19 protein-coding genes are annotated in these 18957 nt (G+C 33.5%); 9 read left to right on the top strand and 10 right to left on the bottom strand.

The annotated features are described in order from the left end of the window. The first annotated feature begins 108 nt into the window (after positions 1-108). A complete protein-coding gene (locus AOY20_RS04080) occupies positions 109-486 on the top strand; it encodes a hypothetical protein (RefSeq protein ID WP_162490446.1) in 378 nt (125 codons plus the stop codon). A 47-nt stretch (positions 487-533) separates the two neighbouring features. Here AOY20_RS04080 and AOY20_RS04075 read toward each other — a convergent pair whose 3' ends face one another. The 4 genes from AOY20_RS04075 to AOY20_RS04060 form a co-directional block, all read right to left on the bottom strand. After that, positions 534-1823 (bottom strand): lytic murein transglycosylase, encoded by a 1290-nt coding sequence (locus AOY20_RS04075; RefSeq protein ID WP_054580676.1) that lies wholly within the window; start codon positions 1821-1823, stop codon positions 534-536. A gap of 732 nt (positions 1824-2555) precedes the next feature. Then, a complete protein-coding gene (locus AOY20_RS04070; RefSeq protein WP_054580675.1) occupies positions 2556-3677 on the bottom strand; it encodes a 5-(carboxyamino)imidazole ribonucleotide synthase in 1122 nt (373 codons plus the stop codon). 28 nt (positions 3678-3705) lie between these two features. After that, the gene (gene purE / locus AOY20_RS04065; RefSeq protein ID WP_054580674.1) at positions 3706-4218 is read right to left on the bottom strand and encodes a 5-(carboxyamino)imidazole ribonucleotide mutase; all 513 of its coding nucleotides are present in this window, start codon (positions 4216-4218) and stop codon (positions 3706-3708) included. Positions 4219-4403: 185 nt separating this feature from the next. Then, positions 4404-4745 carry a DMT family protein gene (locus tag AOY20_RS04060; RefSeq protein WP_054580673.1) on the bottom strand — a complete coding sequence of 114 codons (342 nt, stop codon included), beginning with the start codon at positions 4743-4745 and terminating at the stop codon, positions 4404-4406. Positions 4746-4989: 244 nt separating this feature from the next. On the opposite strand from AOY20_RS04060, the gene mpl reads away from it, so the two are divergent. Both mpl and AOY20_RS04050 read left to right on the top strand, forming a co-directional pair. Continuing rightward, positions 4990-6354, top strand: a complete 1365-nt coding sequence (gene mpl, locus AOY20_RS04055) for a UDP-N-acetylmuramate:L-alanyl-gamma-D-glutamyl-meso-diaminopimelate ligase (RefSeq protein WP_054580672.1) — start codon at positions 4990-4992, stop codon at positions 6352-6354. A gap of 193 nt (positions 6355-6547) precedes the next feature. Then, positions 6548-7636, top strand: coding sequence for a zinc-dependent alcohol dehydrogenase family protein (locus AOY20_RS04050; protein ID WP_054580671.1), 1089 nt, complete (start codon positions 6548-6550; stop codon positions 7634-7636). A 57-nt stretch (positions 7637-7693) separates the two neighbouring features. On the opposite strand, the gene AOY20_RS04045 is transcribed toward AOY20_RS04050, so the two are convergent. After that, positions 7694-7975, bottom strand: a complete 282-nt coding sequence (locus AOY20_RS04045) for a GNAT family N-acetyltransferase (RefSeq protein WP_054580670.1) — start codon at positions 7973-7975, stop codon at positions 7694-7696. Between the two features lie 133 nt (positions 7976-8108). On the opposite strand from AOY20_RS04045, the gene AOY20_RS04040 reads away from it, so the two are divergent. Both AOY20_RS04040 and AOY20_RS04035 read left to right on the top strand, forming a co-directional pair. Beyond that, the gene (locus tag AOY20_RS04040; RefSeq protein WP_054580669.1) at positions 8109-9302 is read left to right on the top strand and encodes a sugar transporter; all 1194 of its coding nucleotides are present in this window, start codon (positions 8109-8111) and stop codon (positions 9300-9302) included. A 301-nt stretch (positions 9303-9603) separates the two neighbouring features. Beyond that, positions 9604-10566 (top strand): TerC family protein, encoded by a 963-nt coding sequence (locus AOY20_RS04035; protein WP_054580668.1) that lies wholly within the window; start codon positions 9604-9606, stop codon positions 10564-10566. Positions 10567-10618: 52 nt separating this feature from the next. Here the strand turns inward: AOY20_RS04035 and AOY20_RS04030 are convergent, their stop codons facing one another. Then, complete coding sequence (locus tag AOY20_RS04030; RefSeq protein WP_054580667.1) at positions 10619-11218, bottom strand: nucleotidyltransferase family protein; 600 nt, start codon at positions 11216-11218, stop codon at positions 10619-10621. A gap of 229 nt (positions 11219-11447) precedes the next feature. On the opposite strand from AOY20_RS04030, the gene guaD reads away from it, so the two are divergent. From guaD to AOY20_RS04015, 3 genes are all read left to right on the top strand, one after another. After that, positions 11448-12776 (top strand): guanine deaminase, encoded by a 1329-nt coding sequence (gene guaD / locus AOY20_RS04025; protein WP_054580666.1) that lies wholly within the window; start codon positions 11448-11450, stop codon positions 12774-12776. 197 nt (positions 12777-12973) lie between these two features. Next, entirely contained in the window at positions 12974-13501 is a 528-nt protein-coding gene (gene hpt / locus AOY20_RS04020) for a hypoxanthine phosphoribosyltransferase (RefSeq protein ID WP_054580665.1), read from the top strand. 167 nt (positions 13502-13668) lie between these two features. Beyond that, on the top strand, positions 13669-13917 hold the full coding sequence (locus AOY20_RS04015; protein WP_054580664.1) for a GlsB/YeaQ/YmgE family stress response membrane protein: 249 nt from the start codon (positions 13669-13671) through the stop codon (positions 13915-13917). Between the two features lie 71 nt (positions 13918-13988). Here the strand turns inward: AOY20_RS04015 and AOY20_RS04010 are convergent, their stop codons facing one another. Further along, positions 13989-14684, bottom strand: a complete 696-nt coding sequence (locus tag AOY20_RS04010) for a DsbC family protein (protein WP_054580663.1) — start codon at positions 14682-14684, stop codon at positions 13989-13991. Between the two features lie 256 nt (positions 14685-14940). On the opposite strand from AOY20_RS04010, the gene AOY20_RS04005 reads away from it, so the two are divergent. Next, a complete protein-coding gene (locus AOY20_RS04005) occupies positions 14941-16128 on the top strand; it encodes an MFS transporter (RefSeq protein ID WP_054580662.1) in 1188 nt (395 codons plus the stop codon). A 59-nt stretch (positions 16129-16187) separates the two neighbouring features. Here the strand turns inward: AOY20_RS04005 and AOY20_RS04000 are convergent, their stop codons facing one another. The 3 genes from AOY20_RS04000 to AOY20_RS03990 all read right to left on the bottom strand — a co-directional run bounded on the left by AOY20_RS04000 (position 16188) and on the right by AOY20_RS03990 (position 18865). Then, positions 16188-16976, bottom strand: a complete 789-nt coding sequence (locus AOY20_RS04000; protein ID WP_054580661.1) for an ankyrin repeat domain-containing protein — start codon at positions 16974-16976, stop codon at positions 16188-16190. A 323-nt stretch (positions 16977-17299) separates the two neighbouring features. After that, a complete protein-coding gene (locus AOY20_RS03995) occupies positions 17300-18364 on the bottom strand; it encodes a fimbrial protein (protein ID WP_054580660.1) in 1065 nt (354 codons plus the stop codon). Between the two features lie 15 nt (positions 18365-18379). Further along, on the bottom strand, positions 18380-18865 hold the full coding sequence (locus AOY20_RS03990) for a fimbrial protein (protein ID WP_158319988.1): 486 nt from the start codon (positions 18863-18865) through the stop codon (positions 18380-18382). Positions 18866-18957: the final 92 nt, after the last annotated feature.

Below are 18957 nucleotides of genomic sequence, written 5' to 3'. Positions count from 1 at the left end.
ACTTTAGCTTAATATGTAAAAATCTAATATAATGATTTATTCGTTTGAAATATCTTTTAGTTTATTTATAAATATTTCATATTATAGATATAGTTTATAATAATTTTTATGGAGACCAATGTGAGTTACTATCATATTATTATAGAAGTAAATGATCACATCAGCACCATTGAACAAACACGTGATATTGAAATATTTGATATTATGGAAATTAAACCATTTCTCCACTCAATTCTCATTCCTTATTTCAATAAACAACTGATAGAAGTAGATGATGAGTTTGTTGAATTTGAAGATATTTTTCATCTCAAAATTAAGCAAACATTGCTTCCAATAAAAGATCTCATAGAAGAAGAACAACGCTTATTGCCAAGCGATACAGACATTACAATTACAGCATATGAAATCTTTAATAACAGAGATTTAAGCCAAGATGTTACTTTAATTATTTTTGATTTATTAGAAGCAATTGAATTAGAAGTTTAACTTATACAAAAATTAAAGCCTGCATATGCAGGCTTTAATTTTTTAAATTATTGCATAATTTTTTTCACATTTTCATCTCGTAAGACCTTCAAAATTAGCTGCCCAGCTCTTCCTGTTGGTTTTAGACCAAAACGAATTTGTTCTTGCTGTATAGCCTTACGAGTTTTATCACCAATTAAACCATCTGCCTCACCAATATCATAACCTAGGCTTAATAAATAGTTTTGAATTTCACGACGTTCGGCACGCGATGTTCCAGCATCTTCAGTTGGCCATGTCTGAATAAATGGACCTTTGCCTTGTAATCGATCAGATAAATGTGCAATCGCCAATGCATAACTTTCTGCTGCGTTATAACTATAAATAGCATCAAAATTTTTAAATACTAAAAAGACAGGACCATTAGCACCTGCTGGTGCCATCAAACCTGCTTGACTATTTTCTGTTAAATTTCCTTGAATTAATGGCGTACCATCTATACGTGTAACCCCTTTAGCAAGCCATGTTGATAATGCCTTTTTATTACGACGGCTTTCACCATTAATTGACATACCACTTGGTATTTGAACTTCAAATCCCCAAGGTTGACCTGTTTGCCAACCACGTTTTTTCAAGAAATTGGCAGTAGATGCTAAAGCATCAGATGTACTTGACACTAAATCACGACGCCCATCACCATCAAAATCAACAGCAAGCTCTTCATATGTTGATGGCATAAATTGAGTATGCCCAAATGCACCAGCCCATGAACCTTTCAGTTGCTCTTCTCTTAAATCTCCACGCTGTAAAATACGCATTGTGGCAAAAAATTCACCACGGAAATAACTTTGTCGACGCCCTTCACAACTTAAGGTACCAAGTGCTTGTAATAATGGATATTTACCAGAAATTTGACCAAAATTACTCTCTACGCCCCACACAGCAACAACCGTTTCTACAGGAACGCCATAAGCTTGAGACACACGATTTAAAACATCTCGATGTTGCTGAATTTTTTGTTGTCCTGTTTGTACCCGCTCATCATCGACCAAGCCAGATAAATAATCCCAAATAGGTGTTGAAAACTCAGGTTGAAAATTTAATTTTTCAATTACTGAATAATCAGGTACTAAATTTTGTGTATAGCGATCGTATGTTGTAGCAGAAACCCCAGATTTAATGGCTTGATTACGTAAATTTGCTAAACAACTTTGAAATTTACTTTGAGAAGTACTTTCCAGATTCCCCATATTTACAATGGGCGATTTTGCATCTGTTTGACCGTTAATAACTAATTCAGCATGCAATTGAGAAAAGCTGAATAATGAAGATGCACATAGCAAAGCAAAATAACGCATAAAATACCTAATTTTTTTAAATTCAAATCATATTATTGAAAGTAGCACCATAAAAGTGAAAAGCTAGAATTATTTCGTAAATATGAATTCATTTTTTCTTCATTTTAAATTCATATTTACTGTTTTAAATTTAAAAACTTATCAACAAAACACTTTTAAATTTAAAACATTAGTCAAAACCCACTTAATTTGAATTTAAAACTGATATTTTAAATTTAAAATAGAAGAAACATCTAGTTATCCACAAGCAACATTATAACTCTTTATTATTTTTAAATTTAAATTTTATCTATTTAAATTTAAATCTTGGTTACTTACACATCAAAAGCATACTTTTAAATTCAAAAACTCATGTTTAAATTCATAAAATCCATCTTTAAATTTAAAGTTTAGTGTTTTAAATTCATTTATCATCTTTTTAAATTCATTTTATTAAACTTTAAATTCAAAACTTTGTTTTTAAATTCATAAACCCCATTTTTTGAATTTAAAAACCACTTATTTTAAATTCAAAGCGTAAATTTGAGGTGTATTTTTTATTTTTCAAAATAGATAAAATTCCGCATTTTTATACTTTTTTTATATAACTAATCGATTGTTTTTCAAACATCAGTTTTTTTAATATTTTTATGAAAAATGCTTAGATTTTGAAGAGGCGCAATCATGCCCGAATATGGAAAAGAAAAAAAGCGGTCATTTGCATGACCGCTTTTTTTACATTCAAATTTAGGTTTAAATGTTCATATCTTCGCTAAGTGCTAATGGATTCGGTAAAATTTTCGCCAACTGACGACATAAACTTGTAAGTTCCGAACTATCATTTGGCATTAGAGTAATATGACCAATCTTACGACCTTCACGTTCAGTCTTATTATAAAGATGTAAATGAGCACCATTGAGTGCAAGTACATCTTCAGACTTTGGATATTGACCAATAATATTAACTAGTACCGTTGGACGTACAATCTCTGTCGATCCTAATGGTAAACCAGCCACTGCACGAATATGATTTTCAAATTGCGAGCATACAGCACCTTCAATTGACCAATGTCCTGAATTGTGAACACGTGGTGCCATTTCATTGGCATATAAACCTTTATCTGTTACAAACAGCTCAAGTGTTAATACACCAACATAATTCAAATGATTAAGTAGGCGAGTAATGTATTCCTGTGCTACAGGCTGTAAATCTACACTATTTGGAGCAGGAACAATTGAATGTGACAAAATACCATTGTGATGATGATTCTCAGCCAGTGGCCAAGTTTTTACATCTCCATTTTGTCCACGTACTGCAATAATTGAAACTTCTCTCGAAAAAGTGACAAAACTTTCTGCAATTAATGAACCTGCTGGACCAAGTTCTTCCCATGCTTGATCAACTTGATCTTCATGACGTAAAACAAATTGTCCTTTACCGTCATAACCACCAGTTGCTGTTTTAAGCACAATAGGTAAACCTAAGTCAGCAACAGCAGTTTTTAAGCTTTCTAAAGAGTTAACGGCTTTATAAGGTGCAACAGGAATTGCAAGCTCATCAAACAAGGCTTTTTCTGAAAGACGATTTTGTGCAATTGCTAAAGCCTGACGCGGTGGATGTAATGCTTTTTGCTGTACCAAAACATCTACATCAGCCAATGGTGTATTTTCAAACTCTAAACTAAATACATCTGCACTTTGAATAAAGTCTTGCAAACCATTTTCAGCTTTGGTTGAAATAACTTGTCCCAATGCAGCAGAAGGGCAGTCTGAACTTGCTTCAAAGAAAGTACATTGAATATTCAGTGGCAAAGCCGCTTGAGCCATCATTCGACCGAGTTGACCACCACCAAAAATACCGATGGTTTTATTCATAATCTTGATTCCGTATTAAGCTTGGCTTTTAGTTCTGACCTGGAATATTATTGCCTGCCACTTTTTCAGTTTGGGCATCTCTAAAATCTGCTACATTTTTTGCAATTTCAGGGCGCGTTAAACCTAAAATTTGTGCCGCCATAATTGCCGCATTCGTTGCACCAGCTGGGCCAATTGCTAATGTACCAACCGCAATACCTGCTGGCATTTGTACAATTGAAAGTAATGAATCAACACCATTTAAAATTGATGATTTAACAGGAACACCTAGTACTGGTAAATCAGTTTTTGCAGCACACATACCTGGTAAATGTGCAGCACCACCAGCACCTGCAATAATTACTTGAATACCACGATCACGCGCAGTTTCAGCATATTCAAATAAACGATCTGGTGTACGGTGTGCAGAGACAACCTCAGCTTCAAAAGGGACACCAAGCTGCTTAAGCATATTGGCAGTGTGTTCTAGTGTTGCCCAATCTGATTGAGAACCCATAATAATTCCAACGAGAGGAGTGTCTTGAGAAGCGGCCGCATTCATTGCAATTTTTCCAGAGATTAAAGAAAGAAGAGATAAATCTCGACGAGAGAGCCAAGCTTTAATAAGAGCCTTATATTATAGACTGATTTTTCATCTCAAGAAAATTTAACGGTCAATGTAAGGCTCGATTTTTATTGTTTTTTATAAAAAATTAATAAAAATAGTTATGTAGTCTTCGATTAAATTTAAGACTGACTACGAAAAACAAAAAAGACACATCCAAGTAAACAAAGCCCTGCCCATAGATAATCTAATTTAAAAGGTTGTTTAAAAAGAAAAATCATAAAAGGTACAAAAACGACCAAAGTTAGCACTTCTTGAGTAATTTTCATTTGTCCTAGAGACCATCCATGATTTGCAAGCATACGTGTTGCTGGAATCATTAGACTATATTCAAGTAAGGCAATCACCCAACCAAATAAAATCGCTTGCCAAAGTGGTACATCATGTAAAAATTTTAGATGTCCATACCATGCTAATGTCATAAAACAATTGGCAATAATCAATAGAATAAAGGCGAATGACATCTCAATTTAAATCCTCAAAAATTCATACTATTTTAGAGTTTTATTCTAAAAAAATGCATTTTTTAATGCAGATTTTTCCTCACTCTCATTTCAGATTCTTAATCTAGAGAAACATGAATTTGAATACAAGAAAAACTATCTTTTCATCTAGAGCCTTGCTATCGTTGCTTACAAATCAAATAAATGTATGACAACACCACCAAAAACAAAGTGATGTGTCAAAAAAAGAAGTGGAGTTCAACGTATGCATCTGCATATTCTAGGCATCTGTGGCACCTTTATGGGTTCTTTAGCATTATTAGCACGTGATTTAGGTCATACAGTTACAGGCTCAGACCAAAATGTCTATCCACCGATGTCCACTCAATTGGAAAATGCAGGTATTACCTTAATGCAAGGCTATGACCGCAGTCATTTACAACCACATCCAGATTTAGTGATTGTTGGGAATGCCATGAAGCGTGGCATAGATGCTGTGGAATATATGCTAAATGAAGGTCTACCTTATATTTCAGGACCACAATTTCTAGCAGATCATGTTTTACAAGGTAAGCATGTATTAGGCGTTGCAGGAACTCATGGTAAAACAACGACAACAACTATGTTGGCTTGGGTACTTGATCAAGCTGGGCTAGAACCAGGTTTTTTAATTGGTGGTGTACCTTTGGGTTTTAGTGAAAGTGCACGTTTAGGTGGTGGTAAATATTTCTGTGTAGAAGCAGATGAATATGATTCTGCATTTTTCGATAAACGCTCTAAATTCGTTCATTACCATCCAAAAACAGCGATTCTTAATAATTTAGAATTTGACCATGCAGATATCTTTGATGATTTAGCTGCCATTCAAAAACAATTCCATCATTTAGTTCGTACTATTCCAAGTGAAGGTCGCATTATTGCACCCATTACTGAAACCAATATTGATGAAGTTTTAGAAATGGGATGTTGGACACCTGTGGTTCGTACAAGTTTAGATGCTAATGAGAAATCAGAGCTGTATGCTGAACAATTGTCTGAAGATGGTTCTCACTTTAAAGTTTTACAACACGGCGTTGAAAAAGGTGAAGTGAAATGGACAATGACAGGTCAACATAGTGTTGCAAATGCTTTAGCAACTATTGCTGCGGCAGAACATGTTAGTGTTTCAATTGAAACTGCATGTGAAGCATTATCTAATTTTGGTGGTGTAAAGCGCCGTATGGAATTACTTGGTACCATTCGTGGTATTGAAGTATATGATGACTTTGCACATCATCCAACAGCGATTGATACAACACTTGAAGGTGCACGTAAACGTTTAGGTCAACGTAAACTTTGGGCAATTATTGAACCTCGCTCAAATACGATGCGTATGGGAAGCCATAAAGATGGTTTAGCTCATTCTGCACGTTTAGCAGATGAAGTGATTTGGTATCAACCAGAAGGTTTAGATTGGGATTTACAACCTGTTATTGAGGCTGCATCAAACAAAGCTGTGGTTGCTCGTTCACTTGAAGATATTATTCAAACCGTAGTAGCAGAAGCAGGTGAGGGCGATGCTATTGTGATTATGTCAAATGGTGGTTTTGGTGGCTTACATCAAAAACTCATCACAGCACTCAAAGCCTAAATTTTAGTATTTTAAAAGCCCGATTTTTCGGGCTTTTTATTTCCCAATAGAATAAAAAATATTTTTTAGATAAATAACAATGATTTAATCTTATAAAAAAATGTACATAAACTACACATATTATTTTAATTTTCTAATAGTAATATAGATTTATCCTAGAAATTTCAATGATAATTAAAGAAGGAATAAAACGATGAATACGACAAATACCATGAAAGCAATGGTCTATCACGGTGCTAATGATTTACGTTTTGAAGACCGTCCAGTTCCACAAATTATCCACCCATCCGATGCCATTATTCGCTTAGAAAAAATTACAATTTGCGGAACAGACTTAGGCATTTGGAAAGGTAAAAATCCTGAAATTGAAGAAACAGCTAAAGCAAAAACTGGGCATTTTGATGGTCGAATTTTAGGGCATGAAGGTATTGGAATTGTTGAAGAAGTCGGTAGTAGTGTCAAAAACTTCAAAAAGGGCGACCGCGTAATTATTTCTTGTGTTAGCCGTTGTGGTACTTGTGAAAACTGTCAAAAACAACTCTACTCTCATTGCCAAAATGAAGGCGGTTGGATTATGGGTTATATGATTGATGGTACTCATGCTGAATATGTTCGCACACCGTTTGCAGATACTTCACTTTATTTATTACCAGAAGGTTTAAATGAAGATGTCGCTGTATTTTTATCAGATGTATTACCAACAGCACATGAAATTGGCGTGCAATATGGTGATGTAAAACCAGGAGATACGATTGCTATTGTTGGGGCAGGTCCAATTGGTATGGGCTGCTTACTAACATCACAATTTTATTCACCATCACAAATCATTGCTGTAGATATGGATGATAACCGCCTCGCTTTAGCTAAAGAACTTGGTGCAACTCATACAGTCAATTCGGCTAAAGAAGATGCTATTCAACGTATTTTAGAACTTACAAATGGTCGTGGTGTTGATTGTGCAATGGAAGCCGTTGGTATTGAAGCGACATGGGACATTTGTCAAAATGTAGTGAAAGAGGGCGGAAATATTGCCAATGTAGGCGTACATGGAAAAGCCGTTAGCTTTGAATTAAATAAGCTTTGGATTAAAAACCTCACCATTACGACTGGTCTAGTCAATGCCAATACAACAGGCATGCTATTAAAAACATGTTGCTCAGGAAAATTACCTTTAGAAAAATTAGCAACACATCATTTTAAATTTAAAGATATGGTATCTGCATATGAAGTGTTTAAACATGCTTCTGATGAAAATGCATTAAAAGTAATTATTGATTTTTAAACATTATTTAGAATCATAAAATAAATAGAAGCCTATACATATAGGCTTCTTTTGCATTTAAGCTTTTACATCTGCCAAACTTTGATCTCGTCTAAACATGACTTCAACATAAGAACATAGAGGTACTATTTTTAATTTATTTTTACGTGCAAATTCTACAAGTGCATCTAATAACTGACGAGCAACGCCTTGTCCTTTTAATGCATCATCAACACGTGTGTGATCTGCAATAATAGTGGAGTCATCTTTCCATTGATAAGTGATTTCTGCCAAATTTCGTTGTTCTTGTTCTATATAAAACATTCCACCATTTTCATATTCTTTATATTGAATCTGCATTATTTTTCCTCAACGTCTATACTTAATTTCAATCTATTGTATTGAAATATAATGAACATATTATCGTCAGACATCATTTATTTCTATAAAATTAAGTTCCTCATTTGTCTACTATCCTAAATGACGCTTATTCATGTCAATTTCATCTGAAATACCTCAAAAGTCACGTCAGCAATGGATCTGTGTTATTACTCTCGCATTTGCTGCTTTTATTTTTAATACCACCGAATTTATTCCAATTGCATTACTCAGTGATATTGGTCAAAGCTTTTCCATGTCTGTCACTCAAGTCGGCACAATGATTACGATCTATGCATGGATTGTTGCACTCACGTCATTGCCCATTATGTTATTGACCAAGAATATTGAGCGTCGTTTTCTTTTAATTAGCTTATTTATTCTATTTATTGCCAGCCACGTTTTATCTTACTTTTCTTGGAGTTTTACAGTTCTTATTATTAGCCGAATTGGTATTGCCTTTGCCCATGCTTTATTTTGGTCAATTACAGCATCCTTAGTTGTACGTGTAGCACCAAAAGGTAAAGAATTTCAAGCGCTCGGATTACTTTCTACTGGCACTGTTTTGGCAATGGTACTTGGTATTCCTTTGGGACGAATTATTGGTGATGAATATGGTTGGAGAAACTCTTTTGGTTTCATCGCTATTTGTGCTGCACTCATTTGCTTAATTCTAGCGAAAACCTTACCACTCTTACCAAGCGTTAATTCAGGCTCATTAAGTAGTTTAAAAAGTTTAGTAAAACGACCGAGTTTAATGCTGATATTTTCATTGGTTGTTCTCATTATTTGCGCACAATTTACGGCATATAGTTATATAGAACCTTTTTCATTAAATATCGCATTATTTAATTCTGAAGAAACCACAACTTTGTTACTTATTTATGGTGGAGCAGGCTTTATTGGTTCTTATTTATTTGGAAAATTTGCAAGCCGAATTTCTAAAATGCTCATTCCCATTACAACTGCAAGTCTTGCTATCTCCATGTTATTGCTATTACCAGCGAGTATAAGTTTTTGGAGCTTAAGCTTATTAAGTATATTTTGGGGAATCGCGATTATTAGCTTTAATCTAGCAGTCCAATCAAAAACATTAAATCTTGCTTCAGATGCAACTGATGTCGCTATGGCTATTTTTTCAGGATTATATAATGTCGGAATTGGTGGAGGAGCACTAATAGGTGGATTAATTACCAGTTATATTGGTCTCAACTATATTGGTATATTTGGTGGAATAATCGCACTAATGGGAACATTAGTAGCACTCTTCTTAGTCAATCGATCTGACTTCTTAAAACCCTCAAATTAAATCTTTATGGTGTTAATAATTGCACAATTTAAAAAATTCTGTCATGCTTCATATATATTTGGAACTCATCCAAAAACAGAATTATTGAACAAGGGGAGTAGCCTCCTCCAAACGTTAAATGCTTTCTGATTTAACGTGTCAGACTATCGTCATTACACTTTGCAAAAAGTCGGTATCTGAGCATCTTTAAATAATTAAAGATGTAGGCAAGACCTTGATCATGTTGTTACAGAGATTTATATCATCTGGCAACTGGTCGAGGTTTTTTTATGGCTGGTTGTTAAGATGTGGAGAAATACACATGGAAACAATCGGCACTTTATGGCTGTATCTGGCATTTTTCGGCATCGTTGCTGTCATGCTTTTAATCGATTTTTTAGGCTTCAGACAACAACAAGGTCAAGATGTTAAAATTAAAACTGCTGCTTTTTGGAGTATTGCATGGGTTACTGTCGCTGCCTTATTTGGCGGTGGATTATGGCTCTACTTACAACAAACCGCTGGTGTAACAGTCGCAAATACCAAAGTCATGGAATACTTTGCAGGTTATTTGCTTGAAAAATCATTAGCGATTGATAATGTCTTTGTTTGGCTTATGATTTTTGCCGCTTTTGCTATTCCTCCTGCATTACAACGCCAATTACTACTTTACGGTGTATTGGGTGCTATTGTCCTTCGTACCATCTTTATTTTTATTGGTGCATGGTTCGTTCAAGAATTTTCTTGGGTACTTTATATCTTTGGTGCTTTCCTTGTTTATACAGGTTTTAAATTCCTTAAAGGACAAGATGATGATCCAAATATCGAAGATATGGCTATATTAAAATTCTTACGTAAACATCTTCGTATTACCTCAGCCATGCACGACAACAAATTCTTTGTTCGTCAAAATGGTGCTTTATGGGCAACGCCATTATTCTTAGTTTTAATTTTGGTTGAAGCATCTGACGTTATTTTTGCTGTCGATTCTATTCCTGCAATTTTTGCTGTAACAAGTGATCCCTTCATTGTATTAACAGCAAACTTAATGGCAATTTTGGGCTTACGTGCAATGTTCTTTTTACTGTCTGGTGCGGCTGCAAAAATGCATTATCTTCCTTATGGTTTAGGTATCATTCTTTTATTTATTGGCTTTAAAATGTTAATGCTTGATGTGTTCCATATGCCAATTTGGATTTCACTTAGCTTTATTGTATTGGTATTGGCTATTACGGCTTGGATGTCAATTCAGCACAACAAAAAGCATAATGAAACAGCGCTATAAAATAACTTAAAACGCTTTAAATGCTTTCTTAAGGGAAAGCATTTTTATTTTCTTAAGTATCTTTAATCAATTTTAACAAATACCATTTTTCTAAAAATTTCTTACTACTTATTCGGTGTTGAAATACCTCATAACTAACCAATTTACTATTCCATCTTAACTTTAATTCAAATAAATCACTTAACCCGAAAGGGGCTATACACTCTAATTTATTATTTTCAGTTAATCGAATAGCAACAGCTGTTGCTGTTTCTGGCCAAAGAGATAAAGCATAAAATAGAGGGGCAATTGATTCACCACGATCTGTTTTATACCATTGATGAACTAGAGCTTGATTAGTAACATCCCACTTTATATGAGGAAAGATTTTTGATAATACATTTTCTATATCTTGATAAAATGAACCATCATCATGGCTATCATAAAAAATAACATCAATTTCTGTTCTATTTAAATCATATTCAATATCGTGTAAATGTGCCCATACTGTATTACGAATGACACCAGCAGCTAGATATAACGGTATTGAAAATTGTTTCAAACTTGATAATATTTTAGGAATTACAGCATGCTGTGAAATGATTGTTTTCAGCTGTTTTAAATCATGTTTTTCTCGTCGATTTCTTTTTCTTAATTGCTCATCATTCTTCATTTAAATTCCTATTGAAAACATAAAATAGACTATACTTTCTTCTATTCCTAGTTTTTATCTTATCTCATATTTTGTATGTAGTTTTGGATGATTGATCGAAATTAAAAGTAGATTAATTTACATTCAGTTTTATCTTTGTTAATCCCTTTAGAACAAAAAATACATTTCACACTTTTTATCCAATTTTCAGGTACAATCAACTGAAAAAAGTAAAAAGCATAGGTTTTAAATGTCTTCTGTAATTGCAACGACGGCTATTCGCGGTCGCTTCCTAGATATTCAGAATACGGTTGCCCAAGCGCGTGAAATTCACGACCAAGTGCGATATGTAGAAGATGGTTTACTCATTACTGAGCAAGGAAAAATTAAATGGTTTGGTGCATGGGAGGAGGGGAAAGAGCTACTCTCATCTGACATCCAAATACAACATTATAAGGATCAATTGATTGTTCCTGGTTTTATTGATACCCATATCCATTTTCCACAAACGGAAATGATAGGTGCCTACGGTGAACAACTCTTAGAATGGTTAAATACCTATACATTTCCAACAGAAATTCAATTTAATAACAAAAATTATGCCGATAAAATCGCACAATTTTTTATTCATGAATTATTAAAAAATGGTACAACCACTGCTTTAGTTTTCTGTACAGTTCATCCTACGTCTGTAGATGCCTTATTTGAAGCTGCGGAACAGCATCAAATGCGTATTATTGCTGGTAAAGTTCTCATGGATCGTCATGCACCTGATGAACTCTGTGATACTCCTGAAAGTGCTTATACGGACTCTAAGACTCTTATAGAAAAATGGCATGGTAAAGGTCGTAATCTTTATGCGATTACGCCACGTTTTGCACCAACTTCAACACCTGAACAATTGCAAAAAGCGCAGCAACTTAAAGCTGAATATCCTAATGTTTATATTCATACACATTTAAGTGAAAATAAAAATGAAATTGCTTGGGTTAAAGATTTATTCCCAAATCAAAAAGGCTATTTAGATGTGTATCATCATTATGGCTTAACAGGTTCAAAATCTATTTTTGCTCATTGTGTTCATCTTAATGAAGATGAATGGGACTGTATGCATGCAACCAATTCAGCTATTGCATTTTGCCCAACATCCAATTTATTTCTAGGAAGTGGATTATTCCCTTTAAATAAAACGTGGGAAAAACAAGTCAAAGTCGGTTTAGGTACAGATATTGGCGCAGGAACATCCTTTAACCAATTACAAACGATCAATGAGGCTTATAAAGTTCAACAACTGCAAGGTAATAAATTATCTGCATTTGAATCTTTATATCATGCAACATTAGGCGGTGCGAAAGCGCTAGATTTAGACCACCAATTAGGTAACTTTAATGTAGGTAAAGAAGCCGACTTTGTGGTGCTAGATTTAGCAGCCACGGCGTTACAAGAACTTCGTCAGCAAAGAGCCAAAAGCATTGAAGATGCTCTGTTTGCATTAATGACAATGGGGGATGATCGTAATATCCATGCAACCTATATTTATGGGCAACCTGCATACGTCAAAGATGTAAAAATCAGCTAATTTTTTAGACTTTGAGTTTGTAAAATAAGTCATTTTAAAAGAATAACATTTTACAAACTCAAATATGATTACATGCTTTCCTTGGTAAAAAAGATGCATCTCGAGTCTAGATGTATTAAAATTAATATATATTATTTGGGGTGTTGCTGGTCAACGCCTTTTTTATTTATATTTTCTTACTCTTTAGGTATCTACCCATGACCGTTCAAATGAGCGTAATGATTTCAGCAGACGAAATCCAAGCTAAAGTTAAAGAGCTTGGTGCACAAATTAATGCACACTACGCAAACAGTGACAAAGAGCTTATTCTTATTGGCTTGCTTCGTGGTTCTGTAATTTTTATGGCAGATCTGTGTCGCACAATTGAAAAACCGCATGAACTCGATTTCATGACTGTTTCAAGCTACGGTGGTGGAACGGTATCTACGCGAGACGTTAAAATTTTAAAAGATTTAGATGGCGATATTCGCGGTAAAGATGTACTTGTAATTGAAGACATCATTGACTCTGGTAATACCTTAAGCAAAGTTCTAGAAATACTAGAAACACGTGGTCCTAATTCAATTGAATTATGTACTTTAGTTAGTAAACCTTCACGCCGTGAAATCGACTTAGAAGTTAAATTCTTAGGCTTTGAAGTTGAAGATAAATTTATTGTTGGTTATGGTTTAGATTACGATCAAAAATATCGCCATATTCCATTTATTGGAGAAATTGGTCTCTGATTAATAATATTAAAAGTGGCATATGCCACTTTTTTTATATCGTTTTATTCTTTAAAAATACAAAATCCCCACAACTTTTAGCATTTAATATACTTTTCAATTTTATAAACTGATTAATGATATATATCAGTATGATTTGCAAAGTATAAATAACAAGGAGATCTTTTATGTGGTCACTTATTGTAGCCATTATGGTCGGCTTTGTTGCTGGTTTAATTGCTCGAGCGATTAAACCAGGAAACAATAAAGCAGGTTTTATTGTCACTACAGCATTAGGTATTGGTGGTTCATTAGTTGCAACCTATGGAGGTCGAGCTTTAGGTTTTTATGGTGAAAATGCAACAGCAGGATTCTTCGCCTCTATTGTTGGTGCTATTGTTATTTTATATCTTTATAGTTTACTCACAAAAAATTAAGAAAAAGCACCTTTTAATAAGGTGCTTTTTTGTAGATAAATCACTTATCTAAATCATTTAATCCACTCTTTTTATAAACCAAATTCTTTGAAAATTTCTTCAATTTTATCGGTAGGGTACGCACCTACAACTTTTAAACCATTTTCAAAAATAATACTTGGCGTTCCTGTTACACCTATTTCTTTTGCAACAGCAAAGTTACGATCAATTGGATTTTCACAGACTTTTTTAGTCGTTGGTTGAATACCTTTAGCAATTAAATCAGTCCATGCCTGAGCAGGATTTTTTTCACAATATACTTTTTTCGAAGGTTCAACAGATTGCGGTTTAAATGGCACAATAAAGGTATAAATCGTTACATTATTTAAATTTTTCAATTCATCTTCTAAATTTTTGCAGTAAGGGCAATTTGGATCTGAGAAGATAGCAAGTTTATGCTTACCATTTCCTTTCACAATTTTGACAGCATCATTTAGATTTAACTTATTCCAATCTACTGTATTTTGTTTAATTACGAGATCTTTCGTTAAATTTTTTTGATCACTTAAACGCACCATTGTTCCTGCGATAAGATGCTGAGCATCATCATTTAAATAGACAATTTGCCCACCCATTACACCACTATAAATACCTTTCATTTCTGTTGGCTGAATTTTTTCAATTTTTAAATCTGGATGATTTTTTTGCAAATTAGACTTAACCGTATCAACATTTGCAAAGCTGAATGTTGAAAATAAAGCTGTTGCCAACAGTATTGTTTTTTTCATTTTTAAATCTTTCTCTCTCATTTGTTCACAAGCTATTGTATCAAGTAAAGTCTTTATTTTTGTTTATTTTTTATTTTCTTTTTCCATAATATTTAGTTCCACGTGGAACATGATCTAATACTTATTCATCTTACTAAAAAATGAATTTATCATTAAATATACATCTAAAGATTAAATAATAGATTACAATAAAAATCAATAAATTTTAACAATATGCAAATTTATAAAAAAATTGCATGCTTTAGTGATCCAATTAATGACATATTCTCAATCTTGGCATCCATTTATTATGATTAGCTTAGCGTTAATTATGGGAACAATTGGAACTGCCTTATCTAGTCCACTTTATCCAATTTATCAAGAAGTGTGGTCATTACTTCCTAGCCAAATTACCTTTATTTTTGTGGCGTATATGTTTGGATGCTTAGCCACTTTATTATTTCTAGGTCGAGCAAGTAATAGTTTTGGCTACTTACGTACATTACAAATTGGGCTCTTTTTTGTAGTTTTAGGATTAAGCTTATCTATATTTGCATCAAATGCACTAATACTTTCTATTGCACGCTTTTTTATTGGGATTGCTTCTGGTTTAATTAGTACATCCGCAATGCTCGGGTTATTTTCTACTATACCAGATAGCCATAAAAATAACGTTGCACAGCTGTGTTCAATCATTACCGTTGTCGGTTTTGGATTAGGTCCTTTTGTGGGTGGTGTTATTGCTCAATTCTCTCAAACCCCTCTAATTACCCCTTATTTACCCATTATTATTGGCGCAATATTTTGCTTATTGGGGTTATTAAAACTTCCTTCTCCAATTATAAATAAACAACCATTTTCTATCGCACCACACTTACAGTTACCTGAAGCCAAATTTAAAGTTCTATTTTATATCGCTGGGTTTACTGCTTTTTGTACTTTTGCCTCTTTTAGCTTATTTGCATCATTAGCACCATCATTTGTAAAAGATGCGATTCCTTGGCATGGTCCATTCGTTAGTGGTACAGCCATTTCAAGTATTTTATTAGTATCAGCAATCACTCAATTTTCAGCAAAGAATTTAGCACCTCAAATCAGCATAAAAGTAGGACTAAGCTGTTTAGTTTTAAGCTATATATTACTTAGTTTTTGTATGCTCATGCATTGGAGCGCACTATTCTTTATCAGTGTTATATTTGTTGGAATAGGGCATGGTTTAGGGCTTATTGGTGCCTTTTCATTTATACATAAAATGACCCATTTAGAAAATCGTGCAGCTGTCATGTCTACGTATTTATTTATTGGATATATAGGTACGATTATTCCCATTTTAGGTGTGGGGTATTTAGCAGATCATTTTGGATTTATTACAGGAATTATTGGTTTTTGTTCTTCAATTGGACTGCTATGTATTGGATTACTCATATTACTCAAATTTACACCTACCTCATTAGAATCGGTATAAAATTTGAATATCATAAAAAAGCCTTACAATAGTAAAGCTTTTTTAGCTTAAAAATAAATTTATTTTGCTGGATAATCACATGCAGGCATACCAGTTCTATGGTTAATTGCCCCATATTGAACTAGAATTTTAGCTGTATCTAAATTTCCATTACGACAAGCAAATGTTAAAGCATCTTGATCATATGCAGGATGGCTTGTATTTTTTTCAGTTGTTACTAAATTTGTTTTAGCACCTGAATCAAGCAAATATTTTACGATTTCATTGCGACCATTACTTGATGCAACAATAAGTACTGTTTCACCTTGCATATCCAATGTCTGGTCATTGATATCTACTTTATCTTTTACTAATTGATGTGCTTTTTTAAACACATTAATATTTTTTCCAAGACCAGCAGATTTCATAACATTCAGTACATCACCTTTATCTTTTGCCCAAATATTTGCACCTTGTTCAACTAAATAGTCAAACATGTCTTCATAACCAATAAATGCAGCCCAACCTAATGCTGTTTGTTGTAAAGATGCATCATCTGTAACTTCTAAATTCTGGCCATTTTCAACCATTTTTTTAACTTTCGCTAAGTTACCTTGCTTAACTGCATCAAACCATTCCGCATTCTGTCCTTCAGATGGTTTATCATAAAATACACGCCATCCTAATTTAGATGGATTTGCAATGTCTTGCATTTCAATCAAATCTAAACGGAATTGTTTGTAACCATCAGGATTATTCGGATTTAATACATCATATTTTGTTGTTTGAGTTTCAATAGAAACTTCTGCTTGAGTTAATTGCGTAGCGATTAATAAAGCTGAAAGCAGCATTGTTTTTTTGAAAAGCATTTACGTTCCCCTTTTTAATTTAAATTTCAATAGAAGGTATATATTAGAAAGCTATCACACATTTTACTTTTTTAGTGATTTTTGACAATTTTTTAATTGTATTGTTTTTATTGTTATTTGGTTAACAATTAATCAAATATTCTATTATTTAGAATTTTTTTTCAATATGATTTATTAAAAAATTACAAATATTTACCCATTTAGTTTTTATTAACAAATATCACTTTTAATAAAAAATTTAAACTATAAAAAATATTAACAATACAGTCTACGTGACTATTAAAGGATCCCAAGATCCTTTAAGCCTTCATATCTACGTCATACTATTCAGGAGACAATACAAGTGTAGCAGTCGCATTAAAATATCCTAATGGAATTTCTTCAGCATCTTCACTACCATCTTTTATTGGTGCAATAGTTAAAATATCTTGCCCTAAACCTTGCTCAATATTGGTAAGAATTCCTACAGGGGAGTTTGGTGTTAATAAAGTACCTTGTCGATATACTTCTACACCTAAACTCTTAATAACATTACCAGTTCCATAAGTTAAACCTTCTTTTGTTTCCAATGCTGTTGTCGAAAATGGTGACTGTTGCCCAATCATTTGTACACGCATATTAGAATCAACAGATCTATCACATTCATAATCTAAGGTAATATCTTTTGTAATTGCACTATTTAACCCACTACTTGCAGAAATTTCCAACTCAGAAAAACTTCCTAAATCAACTTCTAATGGTTGATTATTATTAATCACACAAGATTCCGTTTGAAAGACAAGTTCATTGGTCGCATATAAATCAACAAGAATCGTTTTATTCGGGTTAATTGCTCCCGTTCCTGCAACATAACCAAATTCTAATGATCCAATAAATGTCCCCACTGGAATCACTGTTGACCGTCCACCATAAATCACTAAAGTAGGATCAATCACTAATGTTCCTAAACCATTTCGATCTGGTAACGGCGTATAAGTAAAATTTGAAGGTGTAAAATATTTTCCTGAATTGGAAGAATAAACATAACTAATATAATTGTTTGAGCCAATTAATGCAGGACTACCATCTGTCATTTCCTTCCAAACACGATATATACGCAGATTATATTTAACATTATCTGTAAAAGAGTTTCGACATTGTAAATATATTGAACCTAAAGAAAATGGCATATCTCGAGTACCACTCGTCGATGATAAACCACCAGAAACAGTTTGTGGGCTACCAACATTAACAAAACGAGCCATTCGAGAAGTTGCATAAGAACTAAAACCAAGCCATTGACCTGTTTGATCATCTAAACAATAAATCCCTGGTTCATCAGCCGCATGAGCTACTGTAATTTCAGAAATTATAAGTAAACTCAAAAACCATAATATTGAACGTTTCATTATTCACCTAATCTCTTAATCATAAATAACTTCATAAGTTGCTGATGCTGAAAATGTTCCTTCTTTTATATCTCGAATAGATTCAACTTCGGGTAACTTCGCAACTTGGGCTTTAAATCGAAGTGTATGCACAACACCATTGATTCCTGTTGTTCCTGAGGTCGGCGTTTCACCGAATGTTACAATATGATCTTTTTCATCATAAATTCGAACACCTATACCTCGTGCGGTACTGCTACTTGTCACATTCAATAACTGATGATTACTATCCGTATTTCCTGTAAAAACCGCTCGAATATTTGCTTTAGGACAATTATTCAATGAAATTTCAAAGTCTTCTTTTGGTGCCATATCATTCATGATTTGTGGCGCACTAATAACGCCAAAATCAACATCAATTTCCGATGTTACTAACTCACAAGCACGTGTAATAATTAATCCTGAAATATTAAGTTGCCGATTATTGAGATCATTTGCATATACAATAGATGAAACTCCCACACTTATCATAATTCCAAAACTGTAACTCCACTGAATAAAACTAGTCACTTTTTGACATTTAAACTTAATCGTGGACATCTCATCAAAAGACT

It is taken from the genome of Acinetobacter equi (assembly GCF_001307195.1).
Taxonomy (GTDB): Bacteria; Pseudomonadota; Gammaproteobacteria; order Pseudomonadales; family Moraxellaceae; genus Acinetobacter; species Acinetobacter equi.
Note: the sequence above shows the minus strand (reverse complement) of the source record. Positions and strands in the feature narration are given on the sequence as shown.

What these genes read in the sequence shown, in the direction of transcription:
- AOY20_RS04080 (WP_162490446.1), top strand. Translation starts at nt 109, where the DNA reads ATGGAGACCAATGTGAGTTACTATCATATTATTATAGAAGTAAATGAT.
- AOY20_RS04075 (WP_054580676.1), bottom strand. Translation starts at nt 1,823, where the DNA reads ATGCGTTATTTTGCTTTGCTATGTGCATCTTCATTATTCAGCTTTTCT.
- AOY20_RS04070 (WP_054580675.1), bottom strand. Translation starts at nt 3,677, where the DNA reads ATGAATAAAACCATCGGTATTTTTGGTGGTGGTCAACTCGGTCGAATG.
- purE (WP_054580674.1), bottom strand. Translation starts at nt 4,218, where the DNA reads ATGAATGCGGCCGCTTCTCAAGACACTCCTCTCGTTGGAATTATTATG.
- AOY20_RS04060 (WP_054580673.1), bottom strand. Translation starts at nt 4,745, where the DNA reads ATGTCATTCGCCTTTATTCTATTGATTATTGCCAATTGTTTTATGACA.
- mpl (WP_054580672.1), top strand. Translation starts at nt 4,990, where the DNA reads ATGCATCTGCATATTCTAGGCATCTGTGGCACCTTTATGGGTTCTTTA.
- AOY20_RS04050 (WP_054580671.1), top strand. Translation starts at nt 6,548, where the DNA reads ATGAATACGACAAATACCATGAAAGCAATGGTCTATCACGGTGCTAAT.
- AOY20_RS04045 (WP_054580670.1), bottom strand. Translation starts at nt 7,975, where the DNA reads ATGCAGATTCAATATAAAGAATATGAAAATGGTGGAATGTTTTATATA.
- AOY20_RS04040 (WP_054580669.1), top strand. Translation starts at nt 8,109, where the DNA reads ATGTCAATTTCATCTGAAATACCTCAAAAGTCACGTCAGCAATGGATC.
- AOY20_RS04035 (WP_054580668.1), top strand. Translation starts at nt 9,604, where the DNA reads ATGGAAACAATCGGCACTTTATGGCTGTATCTGGCATTTTTCGGCATC.
- AOY20_RS04030 (WP_054580667.1), bottom strand. Translation starts at nt 11,218, where the DNA reads ATGAAGAATGATGAGCAATTAAGAAAAAGAAATCGACGAGAAAAACAT.
- guaD (WP_054580666.1), top strand. Translation starts at nt 11,448, where the DNA reads ATGTCTTCTGTAATTGCAACGACGGCTATTCGCGGTCGCTTCCTAGAT.
- hpt (WP_054580665.1), top strand. Translation starts at nt 12,974, where the DNA reads ATGACCGTTCAAATGAGCGTAATGATTTCAGCAGACGAAATCCAAGCT.
- AOY20_RS04015 (WP_054580664.1), top strand. Translation starts at nt 13,669, where the DNA reads ATGTGGTCACTTATTGTAGCCATTATGGTCGGCTTTGTTGCTGGTTTA.
- AOY20_RS04010 (WP_054580663.1), bottom strand. Translation starts at nt 14,684, where the DNA reads ATGAAAAAAACAATACTGTTGGCAACAGCTTTATTTTCAACATTCAGC.
- AOY20_RS04005 (WP_054580662.1), top strand. Translation starts at nt 14,941, where the DNA reads ATGACATATTCTCAATCTTGGCATCCATTTATTATGATTAGCTTAGCG.
- AOY20_RS04000 (WP_054580661.1), bottom strand. Translation starts at nt 16,976, where the DNA reads ATGCTTTTCAAAAAAACAATGCTGCTTTCAGCTTTATTAATCGCTACG.
- AOY20_RS03995 (WP_054580660.1), bottom strand. Translation starts at nt 18,364, where the DNA reads ATGAAACGTTCAATATTATGGTTTTTGAGTTTACTTATAATTTCTGAA.